17 protein-coding genes are annotated in these 15,852 nt (G+C 58.0%); 11 read left to right on the top strand and 6 right to left on the bottom strand.

What is annotated here, in order from left to right; genetic code table 11:
* Nucleotides 1-31: 31 nt before the first annotated feature.
* The 3 genes from yrfG to mutM form a co-directional block, all read right to left on the bottom strand.
* Nucleotides 32-721: a GMP/IMP nucleotidase gene (gene yrfG, locus QUE89_RS16420; protein WP_286221107.1), complete on the bottom strand. Its 690-nt coding sequence runs from the start codon at nt 719-721 to the stop codon at nt 32-34.
* A gap of 86 nt (nt 722-807) precedes the next feature.
* On the bottom strand, nt 808-1,140 hold the full coding sequence (locus QUE89_RS16415; RefSeq protein WP_286221106.1) for a hypothetical protein: 333 nt from the start codon (nt 1,138-1,140) through the stop codon (nt 808-810).
* A 196-nt stretch (nt 1,141-1,336) separates the two neighbouring features.
* Nucleotides 1,337-2,149 carry a bifunctional DNA-formamidopyrimidine glycosylase/DNA-(apurinic or apyrimidinic site) lyase gene (gene mutM, locus QUE89_RS16410; protein ID WP_286221105.1) on the bottom strand — a complete coding sequence of 271 codons (813 nt, stop codon included), beginning with the start codon at nt 2,147-2,149 and terminating at the stop codon, nt 1,337-1,339.
* Nucleotides 2,150-2,384: 235 nt separating this feature from the next.
* On the opposite strand from mutM, the gene QUE89_RS16405 reads away from it, so the two are divergent.
* Nucleotides 2,385-3,563 carry a DesA family fatty acid desaturase gene (locus QUE89_RS16405; RefSeq protein WP_286221104.1) on the top strand — a complete coding sequence of 393 codons (1,179 nt, stop codon included), beginning with the start codon at nt 2,385-2,387 and terminating at the stop codon, nt 3,561-3,563.
* Between the two features lie 59 nt (nt 3,564-3,622).
* On the opposite strand, the gene rsmD is transcribed toward QUE89_RS16405, so the two are convergent.
* On the bottom strand, nt 3,623-4,270 hold the full coding sequence (gene rsmD / locus QUE89_RS16400; protein WP_286221103.1) for a 16S rRNA (guanine(966)-N(2))-methyltransferase RsmD: 648 nt from the start codon (nt 4,268-4,270) through the stop codon (nt 3,623-3,625).
* Between the two features lie 159 nt (nt 4,271-4,429).
* Here rsmD and ftsY point away from each other — a divergent pair, with 159 nt between their 5' ends.
* From ftsY to QUE89_RS16360, 8 genes are all read left to right on the top strand, one after another.
* The gene (gene ftsY, locus QUE89_RS16395) at nt 4,430-5,668 is read left to right on the top strand and encodes a signal recognition particle-docking protein FtsY (RefSeq protein ID WP_286221102.1); all 1,239 of its coding nucleotides are present in this window, start codon (nt 4,430-4,432) and stop codon (nt 5,666-5,668) included.
* 30 nt (nt 5,669-5,698) lie between these two features.
* A complete protein-coding gene (gene ftsE / locus QUE89_RS16390) occupies nt 5,699-6,388 on the top strand; it encodes a cell division ATP-binding protein FtsE (RefSeq protein WP_286221101.1) in 690 nt (229 codons plus the stop codon).
* Complete coding sequence (gene ftsX, locus QUE89_RS16385; RefSeq protein WP_286221100.1) at nt 6,378-7,382, top strand: permease-like cell division protein FtsX; 1,005 nt, start codon at nt 6,378-6,380, stop codon at nt 7,380-7,382. Before ftsE ends, ftsX begins: the two co-directional genes overlap by 11 nt.
* Nucleotides 7,383-7,574: 192 nt before the next feature.
* Complete coding sequence (rpoH, locus tag QUE89_RS16380) at nt 7,575-8,435, top strand: RNA polymerase sigma factor RpoH (protein WP_041342227.1); 861 nt, start codon at nt 7,575-7,577, stop codon at nt 8,433-8,435.
* A gap of 121 nt (nt 8,436-8,556) precedes the next feature.
* Nucleotides 8,557-9,468 carry an NAD(P)-dependent oxidoreductase gene (locus QUE89_RS16375; RefSeq protein WP_286221099.1) on the top strand — a complete coding sequence of 304 codons (912 nt, stop codon included), beginning with the start codon at nt 8,557-8,559 and terminating at the stop codon, nt 9,466-9,468.
* A 4-nt stretch (nt 9,469-9,472) separates the two neighbouring features.
* Nucleotides 9,473-10,252: a hydroxypyruvate isomerase gene (hyi, locus tag QUE89_RS16370; protein ID WP_286221098.1), complete on the top strand. Its 780-nt coding sequence runs from the start codon at nt 9,473-9,475 to the stop codon at nt 10,250-10,252.
* Nucleotides 10,253-10,370: 118 nt separating this feature from the next.
* Nucleotides 10,371-11,051 (top strand): winged helix-turn-helix domain-containing protein, encoded by a 681-nt coding sequence (locus tag QUE89_RS16365; protein ID WP_138438388.1) that lies wholly within the window; start codon nt 10,371-10,373, stop codon nt 11,049-11,051.
* A complete protein-coding gene (locus QUE89_RS16360) occupies nt 11,038-12,528 on the top strand; it encodes a HAMP domain-containing sensor histidine kinase (RefSeq protein ID WP_286221097.1) in 1,491 nt (496 codons plus the stop codon). The genes QUE89_RS16365 and QUE89_RS16360 overlap by 14 nt, the downstream gene beginning before the upstream one ends.
* Nucleotides 12,529-12,530: 2 nt before the next feature.
* Here QUE89_RS16360 and QUE89_RS16355 read toward each other — a convergent pair whose 3' ends face one another.
* The gene (locus tag QUE89_RS16355; protein ID WP_286221096.1) at nt 12,531-12,812 is read right to left on the bottom strand and encodes a hypothetical protein; all 282 of its coding nucleotides are present in this window, start codon (nt 12,810-12,812) and stop codon (nt 12,531-12,533) included.
* Between the two features lie 256 nt (nt 12,813-13,068).
* Entirely contained in the window at nt 13,069-13,551 is a 483-nt protein-coding gene (greB, locus tag QUE89_RS16350) for a transcription elongation factor GreB (protein ID WP_286221095.1), read from the bottom strand.
* 308 nt (nt 13,552-13,859) lie between these two features.
* Here greB and QUE89_RS16345 point away from each other — a divergent pair, with 308 nt between their 5' ends.
* The gene (locus QUE89_RS16345; protein ID WP_286221094.1) at nt 13,860-14,378 is read left to right on the top strand and encodes a YfiR family protein; all 519 of its coding nucleotides are present in this window, start codon (nt 13,860-13,862) and stop codon (nt 14,376-14,378) included.
* The gene (locus tag QUE89_RS16340) at nt 14,375-15,832 is read left to right on the top strand and encodes an ATP-binding protein (protein ID WP_286221093.1); all 1,458 of its coding nucleotides are present in this window, start codon (nt 14,375-14,377) and stop codon (nt 15,830-15,832) included. The genes QUE89_RS16345 and QUE89_RS16340 overlap by 4 nt, the downstream gene beginning before the upstream one ends.
* The last annotated feature ends 20 nt before the right edge of the window (nt 15,833-15,852 follow it).

Below are 15,852 nucleotides of genomic sequence, written 5' to 3'. Positions count from 1 at the left end.
CTGATGAACGCCTGAAATGATTATAACCTGCTCACCGACCGGATGGCAGAGACTGGCGGTGGCGCAACGCTGGCAGCACTTCATCGAAATGATGAATGCCGGGGATGTCCGGATGCTGCTTATGCGCCGCTTGCTGACTGTCGGGCGCCAGGACCGCCAGACACTGGCCGATGCCGGCATCCCGGGCACTCTCAAGAACCGGGAAGCTGTCGTCCACCATCAGTGTTGAGCTGGCCTGGTAGGGCGCCAGTTGATGCAGGTCCTGCCAGAACTGCCGGTCTTCCTTGGCGCGTCCGAGCTGGTGACTGGATACGATGTCATCGACCCGCTGGTCCAGTCCGGTTCGTTCCAGTTTCAGTTTCAGGGGATCCGGATGGCAATTGGTAACAATTACCGTGCACAGGCCCGACCCGCGCAGGGCGTCGAGGAAATCGATGACGTGGGGGCGGTAACCAATCTTGTCGCCCACTTCTGATTTCAGCTCGGTGATGTCCAGAGCTAGCCGCTTGCTCCAGTAATCGGTGCAGTACCAGTTCAGGGTGCCACGTTCGGCCATGATCATCGGAATGACATGGTCTTTAGCGTCCTGATGGGCGAGGTTGTGCCGTTCTGCGTAGCGCAGCGGCAGGTGTTCCAGCCAGAAATGGGAGTCAAAATGCAGATCGAGAAGGGTTCCATCCATATCGAGGAACACCGTCTCCAGCGAGGACCAATTCACCATAAACAAAAACAGCCTGAAGATTTTTCTTCAGGCTGCCGCAGAAATCCGGCCTTGGCAAGCCGGGATAGTACGGATTCGCTGTGGTGTTACTCGGCGTTTTGCTGAACCGGTTCAGGCTTGCGGCCAACCCGGGTGCAGCCCAGGCAGCGCACGAACGTCGCTTTGGCAGGACCCACGACCAGAACTTCGCCGGCTTCTCCGGCATTTCCGCCTAGCAATGAGAACGGTAACGACACCAGGTAAACGGCGCTGCCGATAATAGTGGTGGCAAAGAGGACCGGACGGGCGAAAATGGCATCACCGGTCATCGCCAGCGCAGAGGGACTTTCATCCACCGCCTTGGCATGCCCGACAGAAGAAAACGCCAACAGGCAGGCGGCCAGCGTGGCCATCAGTGTGCGGGAAATCTTTCGAGTCATCGTACTGTCTCCTGAACTTGTCGCCCCGGTGGTTTCTGTCGCGTCCGATTGTGCCGACCGCACCTTGTGGACGCCGAGTGGACGCTGAATATGCCTCCCAGTGTAGACGAAGGGCATGAAATCTCTGTTAACTATGAATCATATTTGCGTATTTTCAAACGATTTTTCGTTGCAAATTGTGCATTTGTGTCGTCGGCTATCGCTGGCAGCGGGGGCAATAGACGGTGGAACGATTGTTCATCCGGATTTCCTTTAAAGCGGTCTCGCACTCAGGGCACGGAGCGCCGGTTCGTCCGTACACCAGCAGTGACTGGGCGAAATAGCCCGGTTTGCCATCGCTATTTACAAAGTCCCGCAGGGTGGTTCCGCCCATCAGTATGGCCGCACTGAGGGTTTCCCGGATCGCCTCGGCGAGCAGGTGGTAGCGATCCAGGCTGATCCGTCCTGCCTGCCGTCTGGGGTGAATGCCGGCCTTGAACAGGGCCTCGTTAGCGTAAATGTTGCCCACGCCCACCACCACATGGTTATCCATGATGAAGGATTTGACCGGGGTCTTCTTGGATCGGGACAGCCGGTACAGCATGGCCCCGTTGAACTCTGCCGACAGGGGTTCGGGCCCCAGGCTGGCAATCAGCGGATGGCTGTCGGCGGCGTCTGACCACAGCCAGCAACCAAACCGTCGCGGGTCATTAAAGCGAAGGACGACACCGCTCTGTAACGTCAGCTCGACATGATCGTGGGTCATAGGCGGGGCCTGGTCGGAAATGACGCGCAGGCTGCCGGACATGCCCAGGTGAACAATCACCGTGCCGCCGTCCAGGTTTAAAAACAGATATTTGGCACGCCGATCCACGGTGCGGATGGTCTGGCCTTCGAGGCGTTCGGCTAGGTCATCCGGCACCGGCCAGCGCAGGCTGGGATTACGAACCGTGACCTGGGTGATGCACTGCCCTTCACAATGGGGGGCGATGCCGCGCCGGGTGGTTTCAACTTCGGGTAATTCGGGCACGCGGTGACACTCCGGGCGGTTAGGGGTTGTCGGCTGATTGGTACGCCAAGGCTAATTTGGAAACACACTAAGTGTAATCAGTAACAAAATTGCAGCCAAATACGGTTGTGACAGCGAACACCTGTACGCTAAAGTGGCATCATTGGCTCGTTGCCCCCCTACGAAGGTCTGATACTCTCCGGTTCTCTTTCCTTCTGGAACGGCGCAAGTCGCTGAATTGATTCGAGGATTTTTTATGTGGTTTAACGGTCTTCTTGACCTGTCGGTGATGCAGCTGATTCTGGTAGCGCTGGGTATGACCCACATCACCATTGTGAGTGTGACGCTCTACCTGCACCGTCATTCGGCCCACAATTCGCTGGATCTGCACCCCGTTCTGAAACACTTCTTCCGCTTCTGGTTGTGGCTCACCACGGCCCAGAACACCAAAGAGTGGACCGCAATCCACCGGAAGCATCACGCCAAGTGTGAAACCGAGGAAGATCCTCACAGCCCGGTAGTGCTGGGCGTCAAGAAGGTGCTGTTAGAGGGTGCTGAGCTTTACGCCACCGCAGCCACGCCGGAAACCCTGGAGCGTTATGGCCAGCGCACCCCGGAAGACTGGATTGAACGAAATATCTACAGTCGCTACAAGATGCTGGGTGTTTCGTTGCTGGCAGTGATTAACCTGACACTGTTCGGCGTGCACGGCATCTGGATCTGGGCCCTGCAGATGATGTGGATTCCAGTCTGGGCCGCAGGCGTCGTGAACGGCCTTGGCCACTGGTTTGGCTACCGCAACTTCGAGTGCACCGACAATGCCCACAACATCTCTCCCTGGGGGATTTTGATTGGCGGTGAAGAGCTGCACAACAACCATCACACCTATCCGAATTCGTCCAAGCTCTCGCGGCGGTGGTACGAAGTGGATATCGGCTGGGGTTATATCCGTCTGTTCCAGCTATTTGGCATGGCCAAGCCGAAGGGATACCGGCCGATCGCCCATCATGTACCGGGCAAGCAGGAAGTGGATGTTGAAACCGTACAGGCCATCGCCAACAACCGGTTCGACATCATGCGCCAGTACCGCAAGCGCGTCATGGAGCCAGCTCTGCGCCAGCAGCGAGCGCTGATGGATGGCGAAATCTGGCCGCGTTATCGCAAGCTCAAGCAGCTGTTGTCACGTGAAATCACGCTGATTCAGCCGAAAGAAAAGGAAACCCTGGAATCTGTCCTGGAACGAAACGCCATGCTGCGTCAGATCTACGACAAGAGCCACGAACTGCAGGCGCTGTGGCGTCAGCGTGGCCTCAAGCCCCAGGAAAAGCTGAACGCGCTGATGGAATGGTGCAAAGAGGCGGAGGCCAGTGGCATTCGCTATCTGGAAGAGTTCGCCGAGCACCTGCGAGCCTATTCGCTCAAGCCCGCAGCCTGAACTGAGAACCCCGCTTCGGCGGGGTTTTTTGTGTCCGGATCACTGGTTTAGTGAGGCCGTCAGGTGCTGTGTTCCTGTTCAGGGGGCACTCGAAACAGACAATAGGTGACCTGGCCTGCGGTCTTCTGGCGATGCAAGTGCCAGTGGGCGGGTACGGTTGGACTCGCTCTCTCGCTTTCATGTTCCAGATAGATCCAGCCCCCCGGTTTTACCCAGCCCTGTTCGTCCAGCACCGGTAGGATGGTTTCAAGCCAGCCCTGGCGGAAAGGTGGGTCCATGAAGATGATGTCGAACGGATCCCGGGTGCGGTGCGCCAGGTAGCTGTCGACGCTGGCGCACTCCACCGTGCCCCGGTCTGATTTCAGCAGCCGGAGGTTGTCCCGGAGTGCCCGTGCCAGGCTCGGTGTGTGATCGACCAGTGTGACGGCGCCGGCACCACGGGACAGGGCTTCCAGGCCCAGGGCGCCCGAGCCGGCAAACAGGTCCAGGCAGTCTTTACCGGCGGTGTGAAACGACAGCCAGTTAAACAGGGTTTCACGGGTTCGGGCCGGCGTAGGGCGCACCCCGCCGGCGTCGGGAAAGCGCAGTTTTCGGCTGCGCCAGTCGCCACCGATGATGCGGAGTTCACCCAAGCCGCCTCCGGCGTCCTGGGAGCCGCGGCCAGGCGAATTCACTGAGCCCCGGCCGGCGGGTTTTTTGCGTGCCATTTAGTTAACTCCAGCAACCTGTCTGTGTCAGTGCGTAGCCCGTATGGTAGCGGAAACCGGGGCGGGCGGGATAATTCCGGCAACCCTCACTTCGGCAGGACAGTCTGCTAGAATGTCGGCCTTATTTCTCCCGCCCATTCGGATTGATGGTATGACTTTATGACGGCAGAGTGGATTTCAATTGGCCTGTTGGCCCTTCTCGTACTCATTTTCGTGTTGGATATTGCCGGCAATCGTAGCCGGGCCCCGCGTCCGAGGCCGGTGCCTCAGCGCAAGCCGGAGGTGGCCAAAGGGCCGGCGCCGGCCGAGCCTGCGGAAAAAGCCCGTGCAGAAGAGGCGAGTGTAGAGAGCCCAGCCGAGGAAGCGGCACCGGCCGCACCCGCCCCGGCCGAAGCCAAGCCCGAAACAGTCGAGGCTCCAGAGCCTGTCGCTGCCCCTGAGCCGGCACCAGAACCCGAACCAGCTCCTGAGCCGGAACCCCAGCTCGGTGTCTTCGAGCGCATTAAGCAGGGGCTGGGGAAAACCCGGGCCAGCCTGACTGGTGGTATGGCCGATCTGTTCTCGGTGGGCAAGAAGATCGATGAAGACCTGCTCGAGGAAATTGAGACCACCCTGCTGATGGCGGATGTGGGTGTTACCGCCACCTCGGAAATCATTGAATCGCTGACCGACAAGCTTGAGCGTAACCAGCTCAAGGACGGCGAAGCCCTGCGCAAGGCCTTGCGGGATGAGCTGCATGGTCTGTTAAAAGACGTGTCCAAACCTCTGACGGTGGATGCCGGCAAGAAGCCGTATGTCATCCTGATGGTTGGTGTGAATGGTGTCGGCAAGACCACCACTATTGGCAAGCTGACCAAGAAGTTCCAGAACGACGGCAAGTCGGTCATGCTGGCCGCCGGTGACACCTTCCGTGCTGCCGCCGTTGAGCAGCTGCAGGTGTGGGGCGAGCGCAATAATGTTCCGGTGGTGGCCCAGCATAACGGTGCTGACAGTGCGTCGGTGATTTTTGATGCGATTCAGTCGGCCCAGTCCCGTGAGGTGGATGTCGTGATCGCCGACACCGCTGGCCGTCTCCAGAACAAAGACAACCTGATGAACGAGCTGGAGAAAGTCGTTCGGGTAATGAAGAAGCTGGACGACACTGCTCCCCATGAAGTGATGCTGGTGTTGGATGCCGGTACCGGCCAGAACGCCCTGAGCCAGGCCCAGGTGTTCCAGCAGGCGGTCGGTGTCAGTGGTATTACCCTGACCAAGCTCGACGGCACCGCCAAGGGCGGCATCGTGTTTGCCATTGCTCGCCAGTTGCAGCTGCCCATTCGCTTTATTGGCGTGGGTGAGCAGGTGGACGACCTGCGCAGTTTCGACGCCGAAACCTTTGTGGATGCCCTGTTTGACTAAACCTCGGCACGACCGGAGCTGCAGCCTGCCATGATTGAATTTCGCCAGGTTACCAAGCGCTACGACAGTGACCACACCGCCCTGCGCCAGGTGAATTTTGGCCTGGATCGGGGCGAGCTGGCGTTTCTCACCGGCCACTCCGGTGCCGGCAAAAGCACGCTATTGAAACTGATTATGGTGATGGAGCGACCGAGTGCGGGCGAACTGATTGTGGGCGGTCAGGTTTTGAACCGATTGCCTCGCCGTCAGATTCCGTACATCCGGCGTCACATTGGCGTGGTCTTCCAGAATCACCAGCTGTTGTTTGATCGCACCGTTTTCGACAACGTCGCCATGCCGCTGGAAGTGATGGGGGCGTCACCGAGGGATACTGGTCGGCGGGTGCGGGCGGCGCTCGATAAGGTCGGGCTGCTGAGCAAGGAAAAGATGAACCCGATGCAGCTTTCTGGCGGTGAGCAACAGCGCGTGGGCATTGCCCGGGCGGTGGTGAACAAGCCACCGGTGCTGCTGGCGGATGAGCCTACCGGTAACCTGGATCCGGCCTTGTCGGCCGACATCATGAACCTGTTTGGCCAGTTCAGCCAGGTGGGGGTCACTGTGTTGATTGCCACCCACGACATTGCCCTTATTAATGAGATGGGGCGTCGCACCCTGACCCTCGACCACGGTCGCTTGGTTGCCGGTGGCCAGCCATTCACGGGGGGTGTAAGTGGCCACTGACTCACGCCGAAAGCCCGAAACCACCCGTGGCGCTGCGGCTTCCCGCTCACCCTGGCGCCAGCAGGCAGAAAGCTACCTCAATCACCACCGGAAAGTGGCTCGGGACAGTGCCGAGCGACTCTGGCGCAACCCCGTGGCTAGCTCCATGACCTGGGCCGTGATGGGGGTGGCATTGGCGCTGCCCGTGGCGCTGTTGTTGCTGCTGACCAGCCTGGAAGGGGTAAGTTCTGGCTGGGAAAGCAGTGCCCGTTTGACCGCCTACCTGCAGTTGGAGCTGTCAGAGGAGCGCGCCAGCGAGTTGCGGGAGGAAATCGCAACCGATGGTCGGGTTGCCGAGACGGAACTGGTCAATCGGGACCAGGCACTGGCCGATTTCCGGACGTCTTCCGGGCTAGAGGATGCGTTGGACTACCTGGACGACAATCCGCTGCCGCACACGTTGCTGATTACGCCGGAGCAAGGCGCCCGCTCAGAAGCGGGCGTTGAAGGTTTGGTGAGCTTCATCCAGGCGATGGAAGGTGTGGAGAGGGTGCAGGTTGACCTGGGCTGGTTGCAGCGCCTGAATGCCATGACGGATCTTCTGGCACGTGCAGTCTGGGCGCTGTCTCTGTTACTGGCGGCGGCAGTCGTTCTGGTCATCGGCAACACCGTGCGGTTGTCGATCGAAAGCCGTCGGGACGAAATCCTGGTGGCCAAGCTGGTGGGCGGCACCGACGCCTTTGTGCGGCGGCCGTTCCTTTATACTGGCGCCTGGTTTGGCCTCGGGGGTGGGGTGGTCGCGTTCATCCTTCTGCAGCTGTCCCTTTGGTGGCTCAGTGGGCCGATTGAGCGTCTGACAGAACTGTATCGCAGTGAATTTACCTTGAATGGCCTTAATGTCGATGGCGCGCTGGCGTTGATAATCGTTGCGATGCTGTTAGGCTGGCTAGGCGCCTGGCTGGCGGTGAAACGGCATCTGGACGATATTGAGCCGGGTGAAATTGCCGGCGGATGATCCGGATTGCGGGAAAACCGTATTGAAAAGACAGTAAGTTCTGGCGTAGTTTGCAGGATAGAGAAACCTTAGTGAATTTCCCAGAGAGTTGATTTTTAACGGGTTACTGGGAATTTCGGGAATTTATCAGGGGCTTGGCGGTCGAAGCACCAGTTGTTATATTTATTGGCCGTCAGGTTCGGAGGTTAAGGCATGGGTACGAGTTTACAGCTCATTGACAGACTGGTTCCGGGTGGAAATCTCGAGTCGTACATCCAGGCGGCGGGACGCATTCCGGTGCTTACCGCGGAAGAAGAGCGGGATCTTGCTGAGAAGCTTCATTACGACGGCGATGTTGAGGCCGCTCGTCAGCTGGTGCTGTCGCATTTGCGCTTTGTCATCCATATTGCCCGGAGCTATTCCGGTTATGGGCTGGCCCAGGCCGACCTGATTCAGGAAGGCAACGTCGGCTTGATGAAAGCCGTTAAACGTTTCAACCCAGAATACGGTGTGCGTCTGGTGTCATTTGCCGTGCACTGGATCAAGGCTGAGATCCACGAGTTTATCCTGCGCAACTGGCGTATCGTGAAGGTGGCCACTACCAAGGCCCAGCGTAAGCTGTTCTTCAATCTGCGCAGCCAGAAGAAAAAGCTGGCGTGGTTGAACCATGAAGAGCTGAAAGCGGTCGCTGCCGATCTGGGCGTAGAGCCCCGGGTTGTGCGCGAGATGGAAGGCCGGCTGTCATCCCATGACACCGCCTTTGATGGTCCGATGGACGATGACGAGGACAACGCGTATCAGGCCCCGGCCTACTACCTTGAGGATCGTCGCAGCGACCCGGCCACCCAACTGGAAAACGCCAACTGGACCGAAGATTCCAACGGCCGCCTGATGGAGGCGCTGCAGAATCTGGATGAGCGTAGCCAGGACATCCTACGGGAACGTTGGCTCTCGGACAGCAAGTCCACGCTGCATGAGTTGGCCGATAAGTACGGTGTTTCCGCTGAGCGTATTCGCCAGTTGGAGAAAAACGCCATGAAAAAGATTCGAAATCAGATGGCCGAAGTTGCCTGACCCCGGCCCTTCCGAATTCGAATCCCTGCAAACGCCACCACCGTTCCGGTTGGTGGCGTTTTTGTTTGTATAATCGGTGTCCGCAAACAACACTTGAGACGACTGCAGGGGATTATGGGTTATGACCGCTGAACGACCGCACATCGCTTTTCTGGGTATTGGCCTGATGGGCGCGCCTATGACCCGCAACCTTCTGGACAGCGGTTTCCCCATGACCTTGTGGAATCGCACCGCCAGCAAATGTGAGCCGTTTGCCGGTGAGGCCAGTATCGCCGACACGCCCGAACAGGCCGTGGCCAACGCCGATGTGGTCATCACCATGCTGGAGAACAGCGAGGTTGTAGATCGGGTTCTGGTTGGCCAAGGTACTCTTGGCGCGCTAAAACCTGGCGCCCTGCTGATTGATATGAGTTCCGTGCAGCCGTCTGTCGCCCGACAACACGCCGCGCTCGCTGCTGAACGGAGCGCAGGCTATGTGGACGCCCCGGTATCGGGCGGTACGGTCGGTGCGCAAGAGGCGCGCCTGAGCATCATGGCCGGCGGCTCCGAGGAAGACGTTGCGCGGGCACAGTTGGTGTTCGCGGCTCTGGGCCGGTGTACCAGAATCGGTCCCGTCGGGTCAGGTCAGTTAGCCAAGCTGGCGAATCAGGCGATCGTGGGCATTACCATCGGTGCGGTTTCGGAAGCATTGCTGCTGGCGGCCAAAGGCGGAGCCGACCCGGTTGCCGTACGAGAGGCCCTGATGGGTGGCTTCGCAGGCTCCCGAATTCTGGAGTTGCACGGTCAGCGCATGTTGGAGCGAAATTTTTCACCCGGAGCGCCGGCCCGGATCCAGCTCAAGGACATGCGCATGATTCTGGATGAAGCCCGCGACGAGGGGCTGACCCTGCCGTTGTCGCAGCAGGTTCATAATGAATACCTGTCACTGGTCGCCAATGGGCATAGTGATGTCGACCACAGTGGTTTGCTTCTGGAACTGGAGCATCTGAACGGCGCGCTGCTCGGATCTCTTGGCCGCGGACCGAAGGAGTAACGACATGCCACGCTTCGCTGCCAATCTTTCCATGCTGTTTACCGAGGTGGGTTTCACCGAACGCTTCGCCTGCGCCCGCGCCGCCGGGTTTGAAGGTGTCGAATATCTGTTTCCCTATGCCTATCCAAAAGACCTGCTGAGCCGGGCGCTCAGTGACAATGAGCTGACCCAGGTACTGTTCAATCTGCCCCCGGGTGACTGGGACGCGGGTGAGCGGGGTATTGCCTGCCTGCCGGATCGGGTCGACGAGTTCCGGGTCGGGGTCGATCAAGCCATTGACTACGCCAAGGCGCTGGGCTGCCGGCAACTGAACTGCCTGGCCGGGCTGCGGCCGGATTTCGTCTCTGAGGAACGGGCCTGGCAAACACTGGCGGACAACGTGGCCTACGCCGCAGAGAAGCTGGCCGCCGAGGACATTACCCTGTGTCTGGAGGCCATTAACTCCCGGGTGGATATGCCCGGCTTTATGCTGGACACCTCGGGCAAGGTGCTGGCGCTGATTGAGCAGGTGGATGGCGATAACATAAGGTTGCAATACGACCTGTACCACATGCAGATTATGGAAGGCGACCTGATCAGGTCCATGGAGTGCCTTTTGCCGTGGATTGGCCACATTCAATTCGCCGATAATCCCGGGCGACACGAGCCCGGCACCGGCGAGATTAACTTTTCGAATGTTTTTTCAGCGATCGACAGCATGGGTTATGAGGGCTGGGTCAGCGCGGAATACCGGCCCTCCGGAGCAACCGGGGACAGCCTCGCGTGGTTTGAGGGGCAGGGGTGACCGTCGCCATAGGCGACACCCTCTTACAAGATCGTAACTGGCTCGGCCACTCACTTCTTCGTACCCTGTCATTACATTGAGCTTTAAAAATCGTAATCCGTTTACGGGAGGTAGGCCGGTGAAAGCACTGGTAATCGAAGACGATCAGGACGTAGCAAATTACCTGGTGAAGGGGCTGAGAGAGTCCGATTTCGTTGTGGATCATGCCGCCGACGGGAAAGACGGTATGTTGATGGCGGCCAGTGAAGAATACGACATCATGATCGTGGACCGGATGCTCCCGGGCATGGACGGGTTGTCTATCATCAAAACAGTGCGGGCCACGGGCAACCAGGTGCCGGTGCTGATTCTGAGTGCACTGGGCGACGTGGACGACCGCGTGGAAGGCCTGCGCGGCGGTGGTGATGACTATCTCACCAAGCCGTTCTCCTTTACCGAGCTGCTGGCCCGTATCGAATCGTTGGTGCGTCGTAACCGCCAGACTCCGGAAACCGAGACGGTGTTGCGGGTGGCCGATCTGGAAATGGATCTGCTGGCGCGGACCGTTAAGCGTGCGGGCCAGAACATTGATGTCCAGCCCAGGGAATTCCGGCTGTTGGAATACCTGATGCGTAACGCCGGCCAGGTGGTGACCCGGACCATGCTGCTGGAGAAGGTGTGGGACTATCACTTTGATCCCCAGACCAACGTGATTGACGTGCACATCAGCCGCCTGCGGGCGAAAATCGACAAGGAATTCGAAACGCCCCTGCTGCAGACCATCCGGGGTGCAGGGTACATGTTGCGTGAAACTGCTTAGTCAGCTCAGGACCTCGTCCTTTCAATTAGCCTTGCTGTACATGGTGGTGTTTGCCACCTCAGTCTTTATTTTGCTGGCCTTTATCTATTGGCGTACAGCGGGCTTCATGACCGCCCAGACGGATGAAACCATCGAGGCGGAAATTGCCGGTCTGGCAGAGCAGTACCGTGGCCGTGGCGTAAACGGCCTGATTACCATCATCCGCGAACGGGTCGCCCGCGACCCGAACGCCAAGTCGATTTACCTTCTCACCACCGATGACTTCCTGAAACTGGCCGGTAATATCGAATCCTGGCCCCAGGGAGCCCGATCAGAAAGTGGCTGGATTAACTTCACCCTGAATGAAGATGTAGGCTGGAATGGCCCGCAACGCCTGGCCCGTGCCCGTATCTTTGAGGTGCAGGGCGGTCTTCGATTGCTGGTAGGGCGCGATGTCGATGAGCTCACCAATCTCAAGCGGGTCATCGAGACCGCCATCAATTGGGGCATGGGCATAACCCTGGCGCTGGCCCTCCTTGGTGGCTTCCTGATGAGCCGCAGCACCACCCGGCGCATTGAGGTGATCAACAACACGTCGCGCCGAATCATGAACGGACATCTTTCCCTGCGAATCCCCACCCGGGGCACCGAAGACGATTTCGATCAGCTGGCGGAAAACCTGAACCAGATGCTCGATCGGATCGTGTACCTGATGGAAGGTATCCGGCATGTTTCCGACAGCATTGCGCACGACCTGAGGACGCCACTGACCCGGCTGAGAAACCAGCTGGAAAGCACCCTGATGTCTGTCGATAACGATGAGGCGCGGGAGCAGGCTGGCCGTGCGGTGGCCGAAGCCGATCAGCTGTTGGCCACCTTCAACGCCCTGCTGCGAATTGCCCGCCTGGAAACCCGTGGCAATGCCGCCGACATGAAGCTGGTTGCTCTGGATGAGTTGGTTGCAGACGCCTGTGAGTTGTACGAAGCGTTGGCAGAAGACAAGGAGCAGCGGTTCGAACAGCACATGGAAAAGGGTGTGATGATTGAAGGAGACCGGGATTTGCTGTTCCAGATGGTCAGCAACCTGATTGATAACGCGATCAAATATACGCCGGAACAGGGTGTTATCGGAGTGGCGGTCCGCAAAGAGGGCGAGGAATCGATATTCGAAGTGCGCGATAGCGGTATCGGCATACCTGACGAGGAGAAAGAGCAGGTGTTCCAACGTTTTTACCGGGTGGGTAAGAGCCGCTCATTGCCAGGTAACGGTCTGGGCTTGAGTCTGGTCAGTGCCGTTGCCGAGATCCATCAGGGCCGGATTGTGCTCAGTGATACGCAGCCGGATGCAGACGCACCCGGGTTGACGGTGTCGGTTCACATGCCGGCATTCACCGGTGTCCGCAAGCGCATCAAGGCGACGACCATGGAGCAAACTGCTGGAGTGGCTGGCGATAGCTCACCCACTCCCACCGAGGCCAGTGACGCTAAAAGCGTTTAGGGTTACTGGCTGGCGCGGAAACGGTTCACCCGCTCTAATACCGGTCCAAAAACAGCGTCGGCTCGGTTTTCAATAGCTTGGGTCAGGTGTTCAACCTGGGACCGGCGACGATCCACTTTGGCCTGAATGCTGTCCCACTCGCCCTCGAGGTGTTTCTGTTCAGCCGCCAGAAAGGCGGCAATGTTATGGCGGTTAACCTTGCCGGTGATGCCGTACTGGTCCAGGCGATAGCCGAGGGTGTCGATACCATCGAGGGCAATATTCAGCAATTTCTGGGTGTTCATGGACAGGCTCCGTGTTTGCGAATCTTCAGGAAAATCTATCCCCGCAAAATAGCGCCAGAGCCTAGAGTGTACAACCTAATTCCAGTTTCCCCAGCACGCGGGCGCATCTGAACAAAAGGTAATTCACCAGCCACGCTGCTGTAACCCCGGTCGTGCATAATAGAACTTGTAATATTCGAGGCGGGCGACCAACACAGTCCGCTTCGCTCTCCAGCACAGCGCTAGCCTTAACCCCGTTCTTGCGGGGTTTTTTTCGTTAGATCGAACCGTTTTCGTCGTACCACACCTGGTCAATCCACCAGAGCTTTTCTGCCGTGGGTGTTTGCACCGATACCTCGTCGCCGGGCTCCTTCTTCAGGCATGCGCGGGCAATGGGGGCGTCGATAGACACGAAATCCTTGCGCTCGTAGATCTCATCGGGGCCGACAATTCGGATTGTCAGGGACGTTTCGTCGTCCACCAGCCGGACCCAGGCGCCGAAAAAGACCCGGCCTTCCTGAACCTCGGAATAGTCCACAATCCTGACACTCTCCAGGCGGGTTCGGATGTAGCGCACTCGTCGGTCGATTTCGCGCAGGCGGCGCTTGTTGTACTGGTAGTCTGCGTTTTCTGACCGGTCGCCGAGGCTGGCAGCCCAGGTCACCTTCCGGGTGACTTCAGGCCGCTCGGTGCGCCAGAGAAAATCCAGTTCCTGTTGCAGCTTGTCGAACCCGGCGCGGGTAATCAGGTTTGTTTTCATAATTAATAAGGGTGGCTATCAAGAGAAGGGGCTGGGGGACAGTATAGAGTCTCAGATTGTTCGCGGCAGTGCCATCTCAGACACATCTGAAAACACTTCTTAACCAACCGTTTATTGACGCGAAGACCACCGATGCTAACCTTCGGGGAACATGCCGGCAATTGGTGGTTTTAAGTGCAAAGCCTCTCAACAAGCCGACTGCTGATTGCGATGGATCGACACACTCCGGGCTGGCTTACCGGACGTACAGAGCGTGCGTCTCTTAGGGTAAGGGTTCGTTAATGCATGTGGCCGGGGGCTGCCCTCAGGTGTTTTTAAAATTTCTCATAGCGATGCTGCTGTGGTCGACCCTGGGGACGGCCTACGGTGCAGTGCGTTCAGAATATGAGGTAAAGGCAGCATTTCTCTATAACTTCACTCGCTTTATCACCTGGTCTGAGCCTTCTGAGGAAATGACCGGGTTGACCATCTGTGTTTTTGGCAGAAACCCGTTTGGCGATGTACTTCAACAGTTGAATGGCCGCGTGTCCCAGGGCCGGGCTCTTAAGCTGGATTTTCCTGCTTCGTTGCAGGAGATCGATCGCTGCCAGGTGCTGTTCGTGGGTGCTGACAAAGCCCGCGCTCTTGCCGAGATCACCGACTTTGCGCATGCCCGGCAAATTCTGACCATCAGTGAGATCCCCGATTTCGTCGAGGAAGGGGGAATCATCGGCTACGTCAAGGAAGGCAACGTTATTCGCTTTGAGATCAATTTGCTGGCGGCCCAGAAATCTGGGCTCCAGATCAACTCCCGCTTGCTGGAACTCGCCTTGAGGGTGATCCGATGAGCGAGCGCTGGCGCTGGCAGTATTGGCCCCTGAAAACCAAGCTCCTGTTGCTGACGGTCTCCATCAGTACCCTGGGTATTCTGCTCGTCTGCACCAGTCTGGTTGTGGTGGAAAATCGCACCTCCGAGGAACAGCTTGAGTCTGAGCTGCACGTCATTGCAGACATCCTGGCGGAGCAGTCGGCCGCAGCTCTGCTGTTTGAGGACAGTCAGCAGATCAACACCATTATCTCGAGCCTGAATCAGATCAATACCATTGAGCAGGTCTGCGTCTATAACGTTGCAGGGGACCTCATGAGTGCCTTGAACGGGACAGGCTACGAACCGTGCCCCAGCCTGGATGCCGAGCCGGAAGTGGGGTTTGTGGGCGACTATTATCGTCTGCTTGAACCGGTCATGTTGGATGGCGATATTGTGGGGCAATTTTATCTGATGTCCCGGCTCGAGGTGCTTCGGGAGCACATCTGGACCTTCATCGTCATATCGTTCAGCGTGGGTATCGGGATACTGGGGCTGTTGATCTGGGTGGCGTCGCGTCTTCAGCGATTGATTTCTGAGCCCATCGTTGAGCTCTCCAATGCCGCCGACCGGATTTCCCATGAGCATGATTACTCCATTCGCGTGCCGGTGTACGGAAAAGACGAGTTGGGCCGTCTGGGCAGTGCGTTTAACGAGATGATTGGCACCATCCAGGACCAGAACCAGAAAATCCTGCAGAGCAAGGATGACCTGGAGCGCACGGTTGCCGAGCGAACCTCGGAACTGAGTCTGGCTAACCGTGAGCTGGAAGCGTTCAGTTTTTCGGTGTCCCACGATTTGCGTCAGCCCCTGAGAGCCATCGAGGGTTTCGGTCAGGCCCTTGAGGAGGACTGCCGGGAACAATTGAATGATGTCGGTCTCGATTATCTGGCTAGAATTCGTGCTGCGACCGTGAGAATGGGAAGCCTGATTGACGGCATGCTGGTACTTTCCCGCGTCAGTCGGCAGGCCATGGAGGTCGAGCGCGTTGACCTGAGTACTATGCTGGCGGAAATCGTTGAGGAATTGCAGGACACTGTCGACACGTTGCCGTCGGAAGTGACCATTCAGCCGGACATGCAGGTGGTTGGCGATGAGCGCATGTTACGCATTGCTTTCCAGAACCTGCTGGAAAACGCGTGGAAATACACCTCAAAAAACGAGAAAAGAGCGATTGATGTGTCTGCGTGTGAAGAGCTCAACAGTATTACCATCGCGTTGAAGGACAATGGGGTGGGGTTCGATATGAAGTATGTCGACAAGCTGTTTGTGGCTTTTAACCGTTTGCATACCCCGGCCCAATTCTCCGGAACGGGTTTGGGGCTAGCCACGGTAGATCGGGTAGTACGGCGCCATTTCGGCCGGGTATTCGCTGAATCGCCAATCGACAGTGGTGCTTGCTTCTATTTAGAGTTTCCCCGCCCGGATCGTGGCTGAACGTAAGGGGTTGCAACTAT

Origin of the sequence: Marinobacter sp. LA51 (genome assembly GCF_030297175.1) — a bacterium.
Classification (GTDB): domain Bacteria; phylum Pseudomonadota; class Gammaproteobacteria; order Pseudomonadales; family Oleiphilaceae; genus Marinobacter; species Marinobacter apostichopi.
This window is presented reverse-complemented; position numbering and strand designations above follow the sequence as displayed.